A 20391-nucleotide genomic window follows, 5' to 3' on the forward strand; every position below is an offset into this window, starting at 1 on the left:
AAAGTCCAAAGCTCGATCGCTACATGGTTGGAGGGGGAGCTCATTTTCATTTGACGGGGTGACAACCCCGTCAACCTCGGGTCGCTAGAATCTATGTTACATTCCTGCGATAGGTGAGAATATTCTCCTCGCAGGTATTCTAGTGCGTTATTAATTACCTAATCCTTTTTAGCTTCATCTCCTGGAATTTAAACATAAGCTTCATCAAGAAAAGATTTAATTATTTGAAACCAATTCATAGTATATAGCTAATTGACACCAACCAAATCTTAAATCACGATTCAGGATTTGGTTGGTGAATACATAAAAACTTATGTAGGTTACAAAAAGTAATTATCCTTGTCTTGTTAAAATGCTAAGATTAGCTTTACATGATTAATGGTAAAGCTGGGCAATGCTTGTGTCAACAACTGTATATTTATGAATTTCAGTAAAAGGTAATCAGCGAGCAGATTTATGTATACTCAACTTTCATTGTGGGAAGAGCCAAAAGCAGAAAGCCAGAAGCATGGTCAGCAATTATCTCTGCCTGATGCAGAAATAATCATGTACCGCGACTTCTTCAATAACAATGAGAGCAACCAGATATTTGCGGAATTGTACGGCACTATTAATTGGAAGCAAGAGGTGGCTCTGCTTTTTGGCAAGCAAGTCGCTATACCGCGACTTAGCGCATGGTACGGAGATCCAGGTAAATCTTACACTTACTCCCAAATAAAAATGGAGCCTAATCTATGGACACCTACACTCATAATAATCAAATCTAAAATAGAAGCAATAGCAGGTACATTGTTTAACAGCGTGTTGCTTAATCTATATCGCGACGGCAAAGATAGTGTAGCTTGGCACAGTGATGATGAATCAGAACTTGGTGAAAACCCAGCGATCGCTTCTGTAAGTTTTGGGACTACTCGTCGTTTTATGCTCAGGCACAAATACCAAAAAGAAATGAAATTAGAAATTCAATTAACTCCGGGAAGCTTGCTGCTGATGAAAGGAGTAACCCAGCATTTTTGGCAACACCAAATCCCAAAAGCAGCCAAAGTTACTGAACCAAGAATTAACCTTACTTTCAGGAAAGTAAGCTAAATGAATTAATGGTAATTTGTAATTTGCATATGCGTTTATTTGCCTTTACTTGCGGTTTTAATAAAAAAAATGCAACTTTTGTTAACAGTAAAAATAGCGATTTTGGCACAGCAATAACAGTACCGCCGAATTAGCGATCGCACGGGAGTGGCGCGGCTACGGCTGAATTTGGGTCAAACGGCTAGTTTGTTGCGGGTGCGCGGGTTTTTGGCGGGTCAGCAGAAAGGCTAAGAGTGATGTGAAGCGCGATCGCACTTATTTTCTCTCAAAGTCTCATTCTTCACGTTTACCGATTTTGCCTGTTAAGGTGTAGTGCATCGCCTTAACTTTTACCCCCTCTTTACTCCCTAAATATTTCAATTTTTTTAACTAACTCGCCTGTAAATTTCCTCAAACTATTGACCTAACTTTGGCAACATATATATTAATAATTCGTAAATAGCTAGGTCGGGAGGAGTACCAATCTCGACAAAAATAATTATATCTGAAGATAGACGAATTCTCACTTAAACACAGCTAGGCTATATAACTAGCATCAAATAAACTACTTAAAAATTACTTATAATAAATTGATTAATATAAGGAAATTTTAAGTAGAGCTTAAGATTAAAAAAAGGAAATTTATGGTATTGAGTATTATTGTTCACGGTGGAGCAAAAACCATCACAGAAGACAAGGTTGCAGCCAACAATGCAGGCTGTACCGCAGCAGCAGAAGCGGGTTGGGCAGTGCTCGCAAGCGGGGGTTCCGCAGCAGAAGCTGTTGAGGCAGCTATCCGGGTTCTGGAAGCTGACCAGACATTTAACGCAGGCTTTGGATCGGTTCTCAACAGTAAGGGAGAAGTAGAGCTAGATGCAGCGATGATGGAAGGCGGTTCCTTAGCTTGGGGAGCCCTCGCAAATGTTCAAGGCGTGTGCCATCCCATCTCTGTGGCGCGAAAGATTATGGATAAAAAACCCATGTTCTTAGTAGCGGATCATGCAGAAAATTTTGCTGCAGAAATTGGAGCCGAGATGTGTACAAAAGAAGACTTAATCGCGGATGAGCAACAGGAAGAGTGGGAGGAGGAAAAAGAAGTTATTGACCGCCCCAATACAGTTGGTTGTGTAGCTTTAGATAGCAGTGGCACCTTAGTTGCCGGTACCTCAACAGGGGGCACTATGAATAAGCCCGCCGGTCGCGTCGGCGACAGCGCGATTATCGGCTCAGGCTTGTTTGCTGACAGTCAACAGGGCGGTTGCTCGACCACAGGCGATGGCGAGTCGATTATACCAGTAGTTCTGGCTAAGACGGCGATCGACATTCTAGCGTCCGGCAAGCACCCAGACGAAGCAGCGAAGATGGCAATTGAGACTCTGGCATCTAAGGTGGCAGGAGAAGCTGGGTGCATCCTCATAGACCCTCAAGGGCGGGTTGGCTGGGCGCATAACTCAACCGACATGGCTTGTGCTTATAGAACCTCAGAAATGGACAAGGTGGCTGTGTTCACTAAGAAAAAACAACTCGTCCATCATTGAAATTATTGAGGTTGCATTCTCTCCAGTTGGAGAGTGTTAAAATTCCGCAACTAATATCTTGTTTCCTAGGTATTAACTAGCTGGACATCAATAAACATTTTTTCAATTTGTAGGGCGGGCCTTGCCCACCCTACTTTTAATTGTGTCGAGCTACTTAGTGGCCGGGAAAACAGTTCAATTCAAACTCGACTTGGATGTTTCTATGAACTCAACATACGACTTTCCTTACTTTCAGGGTAATTCTCTTTCCGATTTGTTTGCAGCAGACATCACAGATGCACGTTATGCGTTCATCCTAAATTACCCTGCAACTGCCAGTTGGGCTGCTTACCCCAACAGAAAAAAATACTTTATTCAAGACGGCAGCAGTGAAGCCACCAAAACTTCTTTCGACAAGATTGGTCAGAAGGAACCTTGGAAAAATCTGGCTGTGTTAGGCGATGCCATCCCAGGGATTGTGATTAATCAGCCGCCGAACTCGCTGATGGACTATTGGCGGGAGCATTTTGGCTTCAGCTACAGCAGTATGGAGATGATAGACTGCTCAACTTATCTCGAAGATCTCAGCGTAAGCGATCGCTTTGACAAACTCCTCAGTCTATTTCCCTTCGACAATCTCAAACCTGAAAAACACGCCGTCCATCCCGACATCCACTACCACTTGCTCAGCAAAGCCACGCTAGCAGAATTAGGCGTGCAATGTCCGAAATACCAAACCTACAATCTGCACGAAGTCCATCTCGAAAGCATTCAGTTACCAGAGCAATTCCCCTACTTGATTAAAACATCCCACGGACTTTCTGGAGAAGGCACTTATATTATCAAAAGCGCCAGCGATCTGAACTACTGCTTGCAGGAAGTGAGGAAATATCTCGATATCAAGTTGCTGGATACGATTATTGTCTCGGAATTCGTCAAGAATGAAGTGCAGAACTATTGCGTGCAGTTCTATGTAAGCAAAACGGGAAATATCACGCTTATCGGCACTACCAGCCAACTTGTCACTCCAGAGGGCAGCTATTTAGGGGGACTAATTCACTACCGCGAAACCGACATGAGTAGGTTTTTTGAGATGATTGCCGCTATTGGTAAATATGCTCACCAACAGGGTTATTTCGGGGTTATTGGCTTCGACGTGCTGGAAGACTCTGAGGGACAGTTGTATGCCATTGATGCCAATTTCCGAGTTAATGGCTCGACTCCGCTTTGTGTGCAGCGCCATACCTTACTGGGGCTGGGAAAGGAGGTGGCTCAATATTCCAGTAACTGGCGAATGGACGGGACTTTGGAATCGATTCTTGTCACGCTGAAATCCGAACTCTATCGCAAGGACTTGATAATCCTGTCGGCTTTAGAGAAGGTTAAATACGGAAAAATCTACACGGAAATTTACGGGATAGTTGCGGGTGAGGATATGAAGGAAATGCAGCACATCGAGGAGAATTTGCACAGTAAGGGATTGCAGCAATTTGGTTGATATCTACTCTACCCCTTGCAGCAGTTATGGGGTTTTCCCGGTCATTTGGCGCGCACCACCAACACCGAACAAGGAGCCTCAGCCACTACCTCAGCACTCACCGAACCCTCCAAAATCCGCTTTAAACCAGTCAAACCCCGACAGCCGATCGCAATTAAATCCGCCTTATAGATATGAGCCAAACGGACAATTTCTTCTGCAGGTTGTCCCGAAACAATCTCCAATTCGCTCTGGCAAGGCAACTTTTCCTGATAAGATTGCAGTAACTTCTCCACCTCTCGGTAAGCAATCTCATCTCCCTGAGCGTGAGGTCGATCGACAACCGCGTCAAAATCCGACATACCAGAACTGACAACATGAACTAGAATCACCTTTGCCGTCGGTTCTAGCTGAAATTGTCCTACAACTTGCAAAACCCGTTCTGCAAGCTCTGAATTGTCGATCGCTACCAAAACAGTATTCAATACCATGCACCTTTAAATTTTTCGTTTAAATTTTTCGTTGATTGTCGCCTACTGTCCACAATTTCGCGCTTCCCACCAACATCATTATTACCTACCCAGAAACCCGGTTTCTTAACATAATGGCGTTATTTAAGCAAGATACTTGAAGAAACCGGCTTTCTTAAGCCCGGAGTTGGTAAGTAGATAGGTGCAAATAAGCTTTGCCACTTGTCACAGAATGTAAAGCTACCATAATCGCAAGAGAATTGCTTCCTTTCATTGCATTTCACTCGCTTTTGACTACCTCTGTATTTTGCCGATCATCTACTTAAATCTTCCATCTAAAACTCACCCTTTCCCTCATTTTCAGTCCGCAGCCGCACCGAATCAGCGTGAGAAGGAAGCCCCTCTGCTTCGGCCAAAACATTAATCGCTTTACCCACCTTCTTAAGTGCAGCAGGCGAATATTGAATCAAACTCGAATGCTTCATAAAAGTTTCGACACCCAGCGGCGACGCATAGCGCGGAGCCCCAGAAGTCGGCAAAGTGTGATTCGGGCCAGCCAAATAATCACCTACAGCTTCCGGCGTCGAGCAGCCCAAGAAAATCGCCCCAGCGTGGCGAATTTGGTCAAGCAAAGCCCAAGGATCTGCAACTTGCAATTCCAAGTGTTCCGGGGCAAACTCGTTAGAGAGTTCCGCCGCCGCTTTGAGCGAGTCAACTACCACGACTAAACCATAGTTGACGATCGCCTTTTCTGTTAAAGTTCGGCGCGGGTGATTTGCCAACTGTCTGTCTACCTCAGCCACCACCTTCCTAGCCAGCACCGAATCCGCCGTCAGCAAAATTGCCGACGCCATCGAATCGTGCTCAGCTTGAGCCAACATATCCGCAGCCACGTGCACGGGATTCGCCGAACCATCCGCAATAATCAGCACCTCCGACGGGCCAGCCAGAGAATCGATCCCCACAGTCCCGTAAACCAGCTTTTTAGCTAGGGTGACGTAAATATTCCCCGGCCCAGTAATTAAATCCACCTTCGGAATAGTTTCCGTACCGTAGGCCAAAGCCGCGATCGCCTGCGCCCCGCCTACCCGATAAATCTCATCAACTCCCGCTTCCTGAGCCGCTACCAGCACCGCAGGATTCATTTTCTTCTCCTGTCCGGGGGGAGTACACATCACCAGTCTCGGAACCTTGGCGACCTTCGCAGGAACCGCATTCATGATCACCGAGCTTGGATAGGACGCCTGACCGCCAGGAATGTAGATTCCCGCTCGATCGACCGGCGTGTAGCGTTTGCCCAAAACAATCTCGTCATCACCAAACTGCACCCAAGACTTGGGTACGCGCTGTCGGTGAAACGCCTCTACCTGTTTGCAAGCCAGCCGGATGGCATTTAATAATTCTTTCGACACCTGCTGGTAAGCAGCATCCAATTCGGCGCCGGTCACCCGTAAATCTTCCACATTTAGGGTCATGCGGTCAAATTCAGCAGTGTAGTGCAGCACAGCCTGATCGCCTCTGCGCCTTACAGCTTGCAGCACCTCCCGCACGGTGGCTTCTTTGTGAACGACAAGTTCGTCATGGGTGCGATCGCAGATCCGTCGCAGTTCAGCTTGTGCCTCAACCCACTGAGTAATGATTCGCAGCATGGAGATTAGGAATGCCGTCTATAACTTCACTAACATTTGCTTGACAATTGGGGATTTTTGTGGGGATCTCCTAGAGAAGTATGCCACCACCAGTCCACAAGCTTAAACCGCGATAGTCGCGGCATTTTCCAAGGCTTCAGTGCAGCGTTTAAATCTCTGTCGAAGATTTTGCAACACTGAGGACAAGTCACAACCTTCTCTCTTGAATTGCCCGCCAGAGAACCGGTTGCGGAGGGAGAGGGTTGGAACGCAGAGGGGGAGAGTGTCCGACGCCGATAATATCCGAGAGGGAGAGTGTTCGATCGGGAGAATTTTGATTCTGCCTTCTACCTTCTACCTTCCGATCCGGCTGTCTTCTACCTTCTACCTTCAGCTTTTTACCTTCTACCTTCGGTAAGTGCTTCTTGCCGAAGCCCAAATAACCCGTATTCTTTGTTATAGCTTAACTTGGATTTTTCAGAGAATTGGATTTTAAGCAGAATAGGTGCTATATTAGTTTTTCCAACACCTGATAATTTTTTTATAAAAAAACGCCAAATTATTGTATACTTGAAAATTGCGCGCAAGAAACCGTGACTTTAACTCGTGACGGTGGAAACACCGCAAAACGCCTATGTAACACCCATGTCCTACCTTATGGGTATTGTCAGGGGTAAAAAACAGGCAGTTAAATGAGTCAATAAAAAATTATTGCGCGGGCGTCGCCAAAAAGTAGCCACAGACTCAGCTCAATCTGAGCTATTTGAAAATTGGCTGTCTCACTCCGCCTTTAAAAATCAAGCTTTTTGCGGATCGATCCCGAAAAGGTTGTCCTTCAAAATCCCCGTGTCTTGGGACTCTCTTGAGACTAGGGTGTATCAATGAATACCTACTTCCAGCAACTGAACTATGGCAAATATTAAGTCCGCCGTCAAACGAGTCAAAATCGCCGAACGTAACCGCTTGTACAACAAATCTTACAAGTCAGCGGTCAAAACTTTGATGAAGAAGTATTTCGCTGCCGTAGACAAGTACGCCGCAGCTCCCAGCCCGGAATTAATGCAAGAAGTGCAGCAGCGAATGTCTGAGGCCTACAGCAAAATTGACAAAGCGGTCAAAAAAGGTGTACTCCACCGCAACAACGGCGCTCGCAAAAAGTCCCGCTTGGCAAGAACTCTCAAGCCACACGAAGTATCGGTAGCATCTTAAGGAAGCAGAAAGTTCGGCAACGAAGCAGTGTACAAGATTGAAGGGATGGATGTTGAGGGAAGAAGTCAAGGGTGAAGAAGTCGAGGGTGAAGAAGGAAGAAGGAAGAAAGAAGACGGAAGATTTTTCCCACGCACTCTCTGCCACTCCCACTCCCAGACTCTCTCACTCGCCCTCGCCCTATCCCACCTGGACTCTCCCGTATCACCTCTAATCTGCTTCCCCCATGCAGCTCATCGACACTCACGTTCATATCAACTTTGAGACCTACAAATCTGAGTTAGAAGCCATTCGAGAACGCTGGCGCGAAGCTGGTGTAGTTCGGCTGGTTCATTCTTGTGTAGAGCCAGAAGAGTTTGCCGGCATTCAAGCAATCGCCAATCAGTTTGCCGAAGTCTCGTTTGCGGTTGGACTCCACCCCCTAGATGCCGAGAAGTGGACAGACGAGACGGCGAGCCAGATTAGGGAATTAGCGAATTCGGACTCTAGGGTAGTGGCGATCGGCGAAACCGGACTGGACTTTTATAAAGCTGACGATCGAGAACACCAGTTTAAAGTGTTTGAGGCACAGCTTGAAATCGCCCAGGAACTTGACAAACCAGTCATTATCCACTGTCGCGACGCCGCCGCCCCAATGGCCGAAATGCTGAGGAACTTTTGGCAAACACGCGGGCGAGTGCGCGGGGTCATGCACTGCTGGGGAGGCACGCCAGAAGAAACCCAGTGGTTTTTAGACCTAGGTTTCTACATCAGTTTTAGCGGAACAGTAACCTTTAAAAAAGCCTTGCAAATACAAGAATCAGCTTGTATGGTAAATAGCGATCGCATCCTAGTCGAGACAGATTGCCCTTTTCTCGCCCCCGTACCCCAGCGGGGAAAACGCAACGAACCAGCCTACGTCTACTACGTAGCCGAGCAAGTTGCTAAATTGAGAGGAGTTTCTCTCTTAACTTTGTCCCAGCAGACAACCGAAAATGCCTGTCAGCTATTCGGCTTTTCAGTTTAGTTATAGCAGAACAGAGAAACGAGGAAAACAGGTCGATTTAGGAGCCAGCGATCGGGACAATTTCATTTCTATCCTGCCGGAAAAACCGGATTCATCCTTTATTGGAGATTCTTTTGGCGTTGCCTGCTGCGATCGGATTTGCGTCCTATAATAAAAAGAACCGCCCGATCGGGCGTTGGCTTAGTATCCGCGACTGCGATGTCGCCCCGGAAATGCCAACACAACGCGAGTACGCTAACCTTCGGGAGCGGCAAAAAATTCACGCAATACCTCAAACTTACACACTCAAACTTACACATCAGAAGAAACTTGGAACCTCAGCAATTTGGCAATAGCTGTCAAGTCAATTTTAGGAGTCAAAAGTGTAGGGAATTTACCCCGGGATACCACGATATCGGAGCTAAAAGCATCGGGATCGAAACTAAAATTCGCACAAAAATACTGCGAGCCACCAGCAAAAATAACCGTTGCAGCAGTTGGCAGGCGATCGAAAACATCATATAAATTCTCTCACACAATCAATCAAAAAAACGCAACAAGGTAAAAAAGCCCAGCCTTGGCGCCATGTAAAAAGCTAGAGCCACTGCGGAAAAAGGACCCCCATGACCACTAAAGATTACACAGAATTCGCCTTCACCTTGCCCGATTTGATCGAAATCCAGCGGGCAAGTTTTCGCTGGTTCCTAGAAGCCGGGCTGATCGAAGAACTCGACAGCTTCTCCCCGATTACAGACTACACGGGGAAGCTGGAACTCCACTTCATGGGCAAAGACTTCAAACTCAAGCGCCCGAAATACGACGTGGACGAAGCCAAGCGCAGGGACAGCACCTACTCGGTGCAAATGTATGTACCCACCCGCCTGATTAACAAAGAAACAGGGGAAATCAAAGAACAAGAAGTCTTCATCGGCGACTTGCCCTTGATGACCGAGCGCGGCACTTTCATCATCAACGGCGCGGAACGGGTGATAGTCAACCAAATCGTGCGTTCCCCAGGCGTCTACTACAAATCGGAAACCGACAAAAACGGTCGCCGTTCCTACAACGCCTCGCTCATCCCCAACCGAGGCGCTTGGCTGAAATTTGAGACAGACAAAAACGATTTAGTCTGGGTCAGAATCGACAAAACCCGCAAACTCTCAGCCCAGGTGCTGCTCAAAGCCCTCGGACTCACAGACGGCGAAATCTACGACTCCCTACGGCACCCAGAATACTTCCAAAAAACGATCGAGAAAGAAGGACAATTCGGCGAAGAAGAAGCTTTGATGGAGCTCTACCGCAAACTCCGTCCAGGGGAACCCCCCACCGTGGCGGGCGGCGAACAGCTCCTCAACTCGCGCTTTTTCGACCCCAAACGCTACGATTTGGGCCGAGTCGGCCGCTACAAACTCAACAAAAAATTGCGCTTGACAGTCCCCGATACCATGCGGGTGCTGACATCGCAAGATATCTTGACAGCGATCGACTATTTAATTAACCTCGAATTCGACATTGGCTCCACCGACGACATCGACCACTTAGGCAACCGTCGCGTCCGCAGTGTCGGAGAACTGCTGCAAAACCAAGTCCGAGTAGGACTCAACCGCTTAGAACGGATCATCCGCGAAAGAATGACCGTCTCGGATGCCGACTCCCTCAGCCCCGCTTCTCTGGTCAACCCCAAACCGCTGGTAGCAGCAATCAAGGAATTCTTCGGTTCCTCCCAGCTATCGCAGTTCATGGATCAAACCAACCCTCTGGCAGAACTGACGCACAAACGTCGGCTTTCCGCCTTGGGTCCAGGAGGTCTGACTCGGGAACGCGCCGGGTTTGCAGTGCGAGACATTCACCCGTCCCACTACGGCCGGATTTGCCCGATCGAAACACCAGAAGGCCCCAACGCAGGTCTGATCGGTTCCTTAGCAACCCACGCCCGCGTCAACCCCTACGGCTTCATCGAAACTCCTTTTTATCCAGTAGAAAAAGGACGGGTGCTGCGCGACAAAGCGCCTGTTTACATGACAGCCGACGAAGAAGACGATTTGCGCGTGGCCCCTGGAGACATCAGCCTCGACGAAAACAACAACCTCTTGGGCGAAACCGTAGCAGTCCGCTACCGCCAAGAATTTACTACCACCACTCCGATGCAGGTGGACTACATGGCGATTTCGCCCGTGCAAATCGTCTCCGTAGCGACATCGCTGATTCCGTTCTTGGAACACGACGACGCCAACCGAGCTCTGATGGGATCGAATATGCAGCGGCAAGCTGTGCCGCTACTGAAACCAGAACGGCCGCTAGTCGGTACGGGCTTGGAAGCTCAGGCGGCCCGAGATTCCGGGATGGTTGTGGTTTCCCGGATCGACGGCGAGGTGATTTACATTGACGCTACCCGGATTATTGTCAAACCCCTGGCTGAGGATGCCGAATCGAATTCCAGCGAAGAACATTTCCTGATTAAGGAATACGACGATCTCAAAGTCAAACAGCCCTCGGTTTGGAAGCAAAAATATGCTGGCTGCATCGAACACGAACTGCAAAAATATCAGCGTTCTAACCAAGATACTTGTTTAAACCAGCGTCCGTTGATTTATGAGGGCGATCGCGTCGTAGCAGGTCAAGTGCTCGCCGACGGTTCCTCCACCGAAGGGGCAGAACTCGCTCTGGGTCACAATATCCTCGTAGCTTATATGCCTTGGGAAGGCTACAACTACGAAGACGCGATGCTAATTAGCGAGCGTTTGGTGTACGAAGATGTCTACACTTCGATCCACATTGAAAAATACGAAATCGAAGCCCGCCAAACCAAACTCGGCCCCGAAGAAATCACCCGCGAAATTCCTAACGTCGGCGAAGACGCGCTGCGCCAGCTAGACGAACAGGGGATTATCCGCAAAGGTGCTTGGGTAGAAGCCAGCGACATCCTAGTCGGCAAAGTCACCCCCAAAGGCGAATCCGACCAACCGCCGGAAGAAAAACTGCTGAGGGCAATCTTCGGCGAAAAAGCCCGCGATGTGCGCGACAATTCCCTGCGCGTCCCTAACGGCGAAAAAGGCCGCGTGGTGGACGTGCGGGTGTTTACCCGCGAACAGGGCGACGAACTGCCCCCCGGCGCTAACATGGTCGTCCGCGTCTACGTGGCTCAAAAGCGGAAGATTCAAGTCGGCGACAAAATGGCCGGCCGCCACGGAAATAAGGGTATTGTGTCCCGGATTCTGCCGATGGAGGATATGCCTTATTTGCCCGACGGGACTCCCGTTGACATAGTGCTCAATCCCTTGGGCGTACCGTCGCGGATGAACGTGGGTCAGATTTTTGAGTGCTTGCTGGGATGGGCGGGCGAAAATCTGTCGATGCGGTTCAAGATGGTGCCTTTTGATGAAATGCACGGCGCTGAAAAGTCTCGCGAAACCGTACACGGCAAGCTACAGGAGGCACGCGAAAAAACCGGCAAGCCTTGGGTGTTTAATGAAAAGCACCCCGGCAAGACTATCGTCTACGATGGCCGAACTGGGGAACCGTTCGATCGCCCCATCACAGTCGGCATCGCCTATATGCTGAAGCTGGTTCACTTGGTAGACGATAAGATCCACGCCCGCAGCACAGGCCCTTACTCGCTGGTAACGCAGCAGCCTTTGGGCGGCAAAGCGCAGCAGGGGGGTCAGCGGTTCGGAGAAATGGAAGTCTGGGCTCTGGAAGCGTTCGGCGCAGCTTATACTTTGCAAGAGTTGCTGACTGTGAAGTCGGACGATATGCAGGGGCGGAATGAAGCGCTGAATGCGATCGTCAAAGGCAAAGCTATTCCGCGCCCCGGTACGCCGGAATCTTTCAAGGTGCTGATGCGGGAGTTGCAGTCTTTGTGCTTGGATATTGCTGTGCACAAGGTGAATACGTCCGACGAGGGCAGCGAGCACGTTGAGGTGGATTTGATGGCAGATGCTGGGGGCAAGCGATCGCCCTCCCGGCCTACTTACGAATCGCTTTCTCGTGATGAACTTGACGAGGATTAGGCATTAAAGATTAAAGATTAAAGATTTTTTGACCGGATTCAATTCTTTAATCTTTAATCGACAATCTCAAATTAAAATGCCTCAGCAGTGGTACGAACACTGGTGAGGCGAATCAACGCTCTAAACAGGAGAGACGCTGACATGACTATTGTAACAGTTGTCCCAGGAATTCAAGGAGAAGTTGACCGGGCGACGGGCTGTATTAATTGGCAAGGGAGCAAGTTTGGCAACGGTTACGGGCGCAAGTGGATCGATGGCAAAACGGTTTTAGTCCACCGCTTAGTCCTCGAATCAAAAATAGCAGGGTTCCTCGGTTCCGGTTATTTTGGTTGCCATACCTGCGACAATCGAAGCTGCATCAACCCGGCACATCTGGTAGTAGGTACTGCTGCTGAGAATACGGGGCAGATGATTGGGCGAGATCGCAAAACTCCCAGACGCAAAAGTATTCCCGGTATTGGCATATTGTCGATCGCACAACTACGGGAAATTCAGACTAAATATTTATCTGGAACCATCAAGAACCACCTAGCAAAAGAGTATGGAGTACAACATGAAACTATTACTAAGATACTTCAGACAAATATTCCCGATAACTTCACTACAGTTTCACCCAATTTTTTAGGAGAAATTCAAGACAGCGGCTGCATCATTTTCTTAGGTGGAAAGGATGGTCAAGGTTATGGCAGATACTGGAAAAATGGGAAATTAAAATCAGTTACCCGTGCTGTTTTAACCGAGAAATTAGGATATGAACTTCCGACTTCGATGGATGCTTGTCATACCTGCGACAATCCCAGTTGCATCAATCCACAACACCTTTGGGCTGGTACTCGCACTCAAAATTTGTTAGATGCTTCTCAGAAAGGACGCACTCAAGGAAAAAGTCATCCTCTTTCCAATGCCAAATTAGATTGGGAAAAGGTGCGAGAAATTCGACAAAAGCTAGCAGTAGGACAGAGGATGAAGGATGTAGCACAGGAATACAGTGTCGGTCGCAAAACCATACACGATATTAAATATCACGTCACTTGGAAGGAAGCAGGCGAAGAGGTTCCAGTTCCTCGCAGGGGTGGATATCTAGATCGAAAATTGACTTTCGAGCAAGCTCTTGAGGTACGAAAAAGAATTAGAGCGAGAGAATCAATCTCTAAAATCGCTGATGACTTTGGAGTATCGTCAAGTGTGATCTCTGATATTAAAAACCACGTCACATATAGAGGAGTTTAACATTGATTTAAGCCGTAAAACAAGCAAACAAAAAAGATAAACAACCACAAATAATCGCCTGTAAATTATCAATTGGAGTCAAGAATGGCAAAAATAGAACAACGCTTTGATTACGTCAAAATCGGGTTAGCTTCACCAGAAAGAATTCGACAGTGGGGAGAGAGAACTTTACCCAACGGTCAGATAACTGGCGAGGTGACAAAACCAGAAACAATTAATTATCGCACGTTAAAACCGGAAATGGATGGCTTGTTTTGCGAGCGCATTTTTGGGCCTGCAAAAGATTGGGAATGTCATTGTGGGAAGTACAAACGAGTTCGCCATAGAGGCATTGTTTGCGAAAGATGCGGTGTTGAAGTCACTGAATCTCGCGTCCGGCGTCATCGCATGGGCTTTATCAAATTAGCAGCTCCAGTAGCTCACGTTTGGTATCTAAAAGGTATCCCGAGTTACATGGCAATTCTGTTAGATATGCCGCTCCGAGATGTCGAACAAATTGTTTATTTCAATGCCTACGTTGTCCTAAATGCAGGTAATGCAGAAAAGCTGCAATACAAGCAATTGCTCACGGAAGATGCTTGGCTGGAAATAGAAGACGAACTTTACAGCGAAGATTCCACACTCACAGGTGTAGAAGTAGGCATAGGTGCTGAAGCTTTGCAAGTTTTGCTGCAAAATATTCCGCTAGAAAGTGAAGCGGAAAAGCTGCGGGAAGATATTGCTAATGCTAAAGGTCAAAAACGGGCCAAGTTAATTAAACGCTTGCGGGTTATTGACAATTTCATCGCTACGGGTTCTCAACCCGATTGGATGGTGCTCAATGTGATTCCAGTGATTCCCCCCGACTTGCGGCCGATGGTGCAGTTAGACGGCGGGCGTTTTGCAACGAGTGACCTCAACGACCTCTATCGGAGAGTAATCAACCGGAATAACCGCTTGGCGAGACTGCAAGAAATTCTGGCGCCGGAGATTATCATCCGCAACGAAAAGCGGATGCTACAAGAAGCTGTGGATGCGCTGATTGACAACGGTCGCCGGGGCCGGACGGTTGTAGGGGCAAACAACCGCCCGCTGAAGTCGCTGTCGGACATCATTGAAGGGAAACAAGGTCGTTTCCGGCAAAACTTGCTGGGGAAACGGGTTGACTACTCCGGGCGTTCGGTGATTGTGGTGGGGCCAAAACTGAAAATTCATCAGTGCGGTTTGCCGAGAGAAATGGCGATCGAGCTTTTCCAGCCTTTCGTCATCCACCGCTTGATCCGCCAAGGATTGGTCAACAACATCAAAGCTGCCAAAAAACTGATCCAGCGCAACGATCCCAGCGTTTGGGACGTGCTTCAGGAGGTGATTGAAGGACACCCGGTAATGCTGAACCGGGCGCCGACGCTGCACCGTTTGGGGATTCAAGCCTTTGAGCCGATTTTGGTTGACGGGAGGGCAATTCAGCTTCACCCGCTAGTCTGTCCGGCTTTTAACGCTGACTTTGACGGCGACCAAATGGCCGTGCACGTGCCTTTGTCTCTGGAATCTCAGGCGGAAGCGCGCTTGCTGATGCTGGCTTCTAACAACATTATGTCGCCGGCAACCGGAAGACCGATCGTTACTCCTTCTCAAGATATGGTGCTCGGTTGCTATTACTTGACAGCCGAAAATCCTGACGCTCAAAAAGGAGCCGGTCACTATTTCTCCAACCTCACCGACGCGGTTGTAGCTTACGAACAAGGAATCGTTGACTTGCACTCTTATGTGTGGGTGAGGTTTCAAGGCGGCATAGAAAACGCAGAACCCGAGGGAGAACCGCTGAAGGTGGAACGCTCGACCGACGGTATAGTGACGAAAGAATACAAGTTCCGCCGGGTTCGGGAAGACGGAGAGGGCAAGGTACTCAATCAGTTCATTCGCACTACTCCGGGCCGGATTATCTATCACCAAACCATCGAATCGGTAATTAACAATTAGAAATTGGGAAGCGGTAAGAGGTAATGGGTAAGAGGTAACAGGTAATGGGTAATGGGTAATAACTGACAAATAATCGCTAACTAATAATAGTGATTGCAGCAGGAAAAATTACCCATTAATGCTTACCAATACTTCGGCTACGCGGTTACTGAGCGCAGGTGAATGGCAGTAAAAGTTACCAATTACCCATTAAGTAGGTAGGTGAACATAAACTTGATTATGGGAAGAGCAGGTGAGTGCATTCATCTCTTAGCTTAGCTCTCTTCCTTATACGCTAAACCCACCCTACAAAATGCTTGGTGTTTTTTCCCACCGATCTACTTATCAATTACCAATTACCAATTACCAATACTTCGGCTACGCGGTTCCTGAACCCAAGGGTTTCGCTCAGGGGAACCGAAGTCGAACGGCAGTAAAAGTTACCAATTACCAATTACCACTACTCAGAAAAATGACAGAAAATAAGGAAATTGTTTTTCGCAATCGAGTTGTTGACAAAGGTCAGCTCAAAAAATTAATCTCTTGGTCTTTCATGCACTACGGAACGGCCCGTACAGCGCAAATGGCCGATAAACTCAAAGACTTGGGTTTCCGCTTTGCGACACGAGCGGGAGTTTCGATTAGCGTAGACGACCTGCAAGTGCCCCCGTCAAAACGATCGCTCCTAGATGCAGCAGAAGAAGAAATCCGCATCACAGAACAAAAATATACCAGAGGCGAAATCACCGAAGTCGAACGCTTCCAAAAAGTAATCGATACCTGGAACAGCACATCAGAAGACCTCAAAGACGAAGTAGTCAAAAACTTCCGAGCCACAGACCCCCTAAACTCGGTCTACATGATGGCCTTCTCCGGGGCGCGGGGAAACATTTCTCAAGTGCGGCAGCTAGTCGGAATGCGCGGATTGATGGCTGACCCCCAGGGCGAAATCATCGACTTGCCAATTAAAACCAACTTCCGCGAAGGACTCACCGTCACCGAATACATCATCTCTTCCTACGGAGCGCGCAAAGGCTTGGTAGATACAGCGTTGCGGACGGCAGACTCTGGCTATTTGACTCGTCGTTTGGTGGATGTGTCCCAAGACGTAATTGTGCGGGAAGTGGACTGCGGCACTCAGCGGGGAATTCGAGTACGGCCGATGACGGACGGAGCAACAGTGTTGATTCCCCTCAAGGACAGGCTGCTAGGGCGGGTGTTGGCTAGAGATGCGGTGCACCCCAAAACCGGGGAAATCGTGTCTTACGGCAGCGAAAAAGCCGTCCGAAATCAGCCAATTACCGATGAGTTGGCGACGGAAATTGGTAACGCTGGGGTGGCAGAGGTGTATTTACGATCGCCCCTGACTTGTGAATCTACCCGATCGGTTTGTCAGCACTGCTACGGCTGGAGTCTAGCCCACTTGAAAATGGTGGACATGGGAGAAGCGATCGGGATTATTGCGGCTCAGTCGATCGGGGAACCGGGAACCCAGCTCACCATGCGTACCTTCCACACCGGCGGCGTATTCACCGGAGAAGTCGCGAAACAAGAACGCGCACCCTTCCCCGGCGTAGTGAAATTCAAGAACTTGCGTACTCGCTCGTTCCGCACCAGACACGGCGAAGAAGCACTGGTGGCAGAAAACAACGGCAAACTTGTATTTGAGGGCGACGGATTTGAAGAAGGGAAATCCGGCGCCAAAAATCAAAAACTGAAAATCGAATTGGCGATCGTCCAGGGTTCTACTCTGATGGTCAAAGACGGACAGCGCGCCATTCCCGGTCAAGTTTTGGCAGAAGTGCCGATCCTCGGTCGCGCCGCCCGCAAAACTACGGAAAAAGTGACTACAGACGTGGCTTCCGACTTAGCCGGAGAAGCCAAATTTGCTGATTTGGTGCCTGAAGAAAAAACCGACCGCCAAGGGAACACAACCCGCACAGCCAGCAAAGGCGGGCTGATTTGGATTCTCTCAGGAGAGGTCTACAACTTGCCCCCAGGCGCCGAACCTGCAGTGAAAAATGGCGATCGCATTCCGGCCGAAAGCGTGATTGCCGAAACTAAACTCATCTCCGAACACGGTGGCGTAGTCCGCATCGCTGACCCCAGAGAAATTGAAATTATCACCGCCCAAGTCCTGCTCGACCAAGCAGTCGTGCGGGCCGAAAGTGCAGGCGGCCGAGACCACTACACGATCGAAACATCTTCTAAGCAGCGGTTTTCCCTGAAGACGGCTCCTGGGAGCAAAGTGATTAACGGGGAAGTCGTCGCCGAACTGCTAGACGACAGCTACCGCACAGCTACAGGGGGCATTGTCAAGTACGGCGGGGTGGAAGTCCACAAGCGCGGCAAAGCTAAACTTGGCTACGAAGTCGTTAAAGGCGGCACTCTGCTCTGGATACCGGAAGAGTGCCACGAGGTGAATAAGGATATTTCTCTGCTGCTGGTGGAAGATGGCCAGTACGTTGAGGCCGGTACAGAAGTCGTTAAGGATATTTTCTGCCAAACCAGCGGGGCAGTGGAAATCACTCAGAAAAATGACATCCTCCGGGAAATTGTCATCAAACCAGGCACACTCCACGTAGTAGACCGCCCGCCACTAACATTGGGGGAAGGTCAAATCGTCAACGCCGGTCAAGAAATTTTCCCTGGCTTGGTTGCCGAAGAGCTGGGCTATGCGGAGTATATCGAAACTCCCGAAGGTCCGGCTTTGCTGCTGCGGCCTGTGGTGGAGTTTCCCGTGCCGGATAAGCCACCAGTGCCTTCTCAGACGGCGCTGAATGAGTCGATCTCTTTGAAAGCGGTGCAGCGACTTCCTTATAAGGATGGGGAGCGCGTCAAGTCTGTCGAGGGATTGGAACTGCTGCGGACTCAGCTTATTTTAGAAATAGGTTCCGGAGCTCCGCAACTGGCGGCGGATATCGAGCTGCTGCCGGATGAGGATGATGCTATGGCTTTTGGGGCGGATGGTTCGGGCCCGGCTTGGGGAGGGGCTGAAGACGGTACGGAGTCGCAAGAATTGGCGATGACAGTAGCCGATGGGGGCGATCGAGCTTCAAAGACTTTCCGCTTGCAGTTAGTGATTTTGGAATCGCTGGTGATTCGGCGGGATGTGTCTGCTGATCCGACTCAGGGCAGCACTCACACGCGGCTGTTGGTCGAAGATGGGCAGTCGATCGCGCCCGGGGCAGTAGTCGCCCGCACAGAGATTCTCTGCAAAGAAGCGGGTATCGTTCGAGGCATCCGTGAGGGGCATGGTGAACCAGTGCGCCGACTGTTGGTGATGCGAGATGCGGATTCTATTTCGATCTCTGTGGCGGGTACGCCGGATGTGAGTCCGGGTCAACTGCTGGTGGCTGGTACCGAAATAGCTCCGGGGGTTGTTCTCGAAGAGTCCGGCCAAGTTGTGAAGGTTGTACCTGCGTCGGAGACAGAACCGGCGAAACTCTTGCTCAGGGTGGCTCGTCCTTACCGGGTTTCGGCCGGTGCGGTGCTGCACGTAGACGACGGCGACTTGGTGCAACGGGGTGACAATTTGGTGATTCTGGTGTTTGAGCGGGCAAAGACTGGGGATATCATTCAGGGTTTGCCACGGATTGAGGAACTTCTTGAAGGGCGGAAGCCGAAGGAAGCTTGTATTTTAGCCAAACGGCCGGGGACGGCTCGCGTGGTTACGGATGACGATGTTGTGGAACTGGCGGTGATTGAGGATGATGGCCGGATTGAGGAGTATCCTTTGTTGCCTGGTCAAAACCCGATCGTTTCCGACGGACAGCGCGTAGGCGTCGCCGAAGCTTTGACCGACGGGCCTGCTAACCCTCACGAAATTCTGGAGGTGTTCTTCCACGTGCTCAAGGAGCGGCAGTCTACTTTTGAGGCTGCCTTGGAGAGTTTCCAACAGGTGCAGACGTTTTTGGTGAATGAGGTGCAGTCGGTTTATCAGTCTCAGGGCGTGGATATTTCTGATAAGCACATCGAGGTGATTGTCCGCCAGATGACCAACAAAGTCAGGATGGAAGATGGCGGCGATACTACTATGCTCCCCGGCGAGTTGGTAGAATTGCGGCAGGTTGAGCAGGTGAATGAGGCGATGTCAATTACTGGTGGAGCCCCGGCGGATTATACTCCGGTGTTGCTGGGGATTACTAAGGCTTCGCTGAATACTGATAGCTTTATTTCCGCTGCTTCGTTCCAGGAGACGACGCGGGTGTTGACTGAGGCTGCGATCGAAGGTAAGTCTGACTGGCTGCGCGGGCTCAAGGAAAATGTGATTATCGGCCGCCTGATTCCTGCGGGTACTGGGTTCAATGCCTATGAGGATGCTGGGGTTCAGGATGCGGGTTTTGATGGTGCTGTGTTTGATGACGACATCCACGATTTACAGGAGGATGTGGTACTTGATGACCGTACGGCGCGCCGTGCTTATACGATCGAGAGCGGTTTTGAGATCGGGCGCCCGTCTGATCTTGAGCCTGATGAGGATTTTGAGGAAGTTGAGGTTGATGAGGACGATTTTGTCGCTGAGACTGAGGATGATGCCTTGGGACCGGATGTTGACGATGATGACGATGATATCGGTTTTGACTTCGATGAGGACGAAGACTAATCATAGTTTTGAGATGGCATGAATGAGTGAACAGCGTTGCGCTCGCTGAGGATAATTTGGTTCCTCGCCGCAACGCACACTTCGATTTCATGAGTTGAAAATTCTCAAATTTTTCCTCACAAATTACAAGTCCGAACTCATAGCATTGTGCGATGGGACATCGAAAGGAAGAAGGAAGAAGGAAGATTTAGAGTTAAAGAAAACTTTGTAATTCTAGAGTTTTAATTGCTTGTTGATTCAAACAAACAATTCTTT

At 49.1% G+C, this 20391-nt stretch carries 12 protein-coding genes; 10 read left to right on the forward strand and 2 right to left on the reverse strand.

What is annotated here, in order from left to right; translation table 11 throughout:
* Window positions 1-456 precede the first annotated feature (456 nt).
* From NDI35_RS02275 to NDI35_RS02285, 3 genes are all read left to right on the forward strand, one after another.
* Entirely contained in the window at window positions 457-1089 is a 633-nt protein-coding gene (locus NDI35_RS02275) for an alpha-ketoglutarate-dependent dioxygenase AlkB family protein (RefSeq protein WP_445311311.1), read from the forward strand.
* A 623-nt stretch (window positions 1090-1712) separates the two neighbouring features.
* The gene (locus tag NDI35_RS02280) at window positions 1713-2606 is read left to right on the forward strand and encodes an isoaspartyl peptidase/L-asparaginase family protein (RefSeq protein WP_445311312.1); all 894 of its coding nucleotides are present in this window, start codon (window positions 1713-1715) and stop codon (window positions 2604-2606) included.
* A gap of 142 nt (window positions 2607-2748) precedes the next feature.
* On the forward strand, window positions 2749-4083 hold the full coding sequence (locus NDI35_RS02285; protein WP_445311313.1) for an ATP-grasp domain-containing protein: 1335 nt from the start codon (window positions 2749-2751) through the stop codon (window positions 4081-4083).
* A gap of 41 nt (window positions 4084-4124) precedes the next feature.
* On the opposite strand, the gene NDI35_RS02290 is transcribed toward NDI35_RS02285, so the two are convergent.
* Both NDI35_RS02290 and hisD read right to left on the reverse strand, forming a co-directional pair.
* Window positions 4125-4553, reverse strand: coding sequence for a universal stress protein (locus NDI35_RS02290; protein WP_445311314.1), 429 nt, complete (start codon window positions 4551-4553; stop codon window positions 4125-4127).
* A gap of 314 nt (window positions 4554-4867) precedes the next feature.
* Window positions 4868-6181 (reverse strand): histidinol dehydrogenase, encoded by a 1314-nt coding sequence (hisD, locus tag NDI35_RS02295; protein ID WP_445311315.1) that lies wholly within the window; start codon window positions 6179-6181, stop codon window positions 4868-4870.
* Between the two features lie 888 nt (window positions 6182-7069).
* Here hisD and rpsT point away from each other — a divergent pair.
* The 7 genes from rpsT (at window position 7070) to NDI35_RS02330 (ending at window position 20136) form a co-directional block, all read left to right on the forward strand.
* The gene (rpsT, locus tag NDI35_RS02300; RefSeq protein WP_006632886.1) at window positions 7070-7369 is read left to right on the forward strand and encodes a 30S ribosomal protein S20; all 300 of its coding nucleotides are present in this window, start codon (window positions 7070-7072) and stop codon (window positions 7367-7369) included.
* Window positions 7370-7593: 224 nt separating this feature from the next.
* Window positions 7594-8373: a TatD family hydrolase gene (locus tag NDI35_RS02305; protein WP_445311316.1), complete on the forward strand. Its 780-nt coding sequence runs from the start codon at window positions 7594-7596 to the stop codon at window positions 8371-8373.
* Window positions 8342-8524 (forward strand): hypothetical protein, encoded by a 183-nt coding sequence (locus NDI35_RS02310; RefSeq protein ID WP_333255262.1) that lies wholly within the window; start codon window positions 8342-8344, stop codon window positions 8522-8524. Before NDI35_RS02305 ends, NDI35_RS02310 begins: the two co-directional genes overlap by 32 nt.
* 451 nt (window positions 8525-8975) lie before the next feature.
* Window positions 8976-12362, forward strand: a complete 3387-nt coding sequence (gene rpoB, locus NDI35_RS02315; protein WP_445311317.1) for a DNA-directed RNA polymerase subunit beta — start codon at window positions 8976-8978, stop codon at window positions 12360-12362.
* Between the two features lie 141 nt (window positions 12363-12503).
* Complete coding sequence (locus NDI35_RS02320) at window positions 12504-13592, forward strand: HNH endonuclease (protein WP_445311318.1); 1089 nt, start codon at window positions 12504-12506, stop codon at window positions 13590-13592.
* A gap of 84 nt (window positions 13593-13676) precedes the next feature.
* Window positions 13677-15551, forward strand: coding sequence for a DNA-directed RNA polymerase subunit gamma (locus NDI35_RS02325; RefSeq protein WP_445311319.1), 1875 nt, complete (start codon window positions 13677-13679; stop codon window positions 15549-15551).
* A gap of 451 nt (window positions 15552-16002) precedes the next feature.
* Complete coding sequence (locus NDI35_RS02330) at window positions 16003-20136, forward strand: DNA-directed RNA polymerase subunit beta'' (RefSeq protein WP_445311320.1); 4134 nt, start codon at window positions 16003-16005, stop codon at window positions 20134-20136.
* The last annotated feature ends 255 nt before the right edge of the window (window positions 20137-20391 follow it).

This window comes from Microcoleus vaginatus FACHB-2002, assembly GCF_040004035.1.
Taxonomy (GTDB): Bacteria; Cyanobacteriota; Cyanobacteriia; order Cyanobacteriales; family Microcoleaceae; genus Microcoleus; species Microcoleus vaginatus_C.

What these genes read in the sequence shown, in the direction of transcription:
- hisD (WP_445311315.1), bottom strand. Translation starts at nt 6,181, where the DNA reads ATGCTGCGAATCATTACTCAGTGGGTTGAGGCACAAGCTGAACTGCGA.
- NDI35_RS02325 (WP_445311319.1), top strand. Translation starts at nt 13,677, where the DNA reads ATGGCAAAAATAGAACAACGCTTTGATTACGTCAAAATCGGGTTAGCT.
- NDI35_RS02320 (WP_445311318.1), top strand. Translation starts at nt 12,504, where the DNA reads ATGACTATTGTAACAGTTGTCCCAGGAATTCAAGGAGAAGTTGACCGG.
- rpsT (WP_006632886.1), top strand. Translation starts at nt 7,070, where the DNA reads ATGGCAAATATTAAGTCCGCCGTCAAACGAGTCAAAATCGCCGAACGT.
- NDI35_RS02310 (WP_333255262.1), top strand. Translation starts at nt 8,342, where the DNA reads ATGCCTGTCAGCTATTCGGCTTTTCAGTTTAGTTATAGCAGAACAGAG.
- NDI35_RS02275 (WP_445311311.1), top strand. Translation starts at nt 457, where the DNA reads ATGTATACTCAACTTTCATTGTGGGAAGAGCCAAAAGCAGAAAGCCAG.
- NDI35_RS02305 (WP_445311316.1), top strand. Translation starts at nt 7,594, where the DNA reads ATGCAGCTCATCGACACTCACGTTCATATCAACTTTGAGACCTACAAA.
- NDI35_RS02280 (WP_445311312.1), top strand. Translation starts at nt 1,713, where the DNA reads ATGGTATTGAGTATTATTGTTCACGGTGGAGCAAAAACCATCACAGAA.
- rpoB (WP_445311317.1), top strand. Translation starts at nt 8,976, where the DNA reads ATGACCACTAAAGATTACACAGAATTCGCCTTCACCTTGCCCGATTTG.
- NDI35_RS02290 (WP_445311314.1), bottom strand. Translation starts at nt 4,553, where the DNA reads ATGGTATTGAATACTGTTTTGGTAGCGATCGACAATTCAGAGCTTGCA.
- NDI35_RS02330 (WP_445311320.1), top strand. Translation starts at nt 16,003, where the DNA reads ATGACAGAAAATAAGGAAATTGTTTTTCGCAATCGAGTTGTTGACAAA.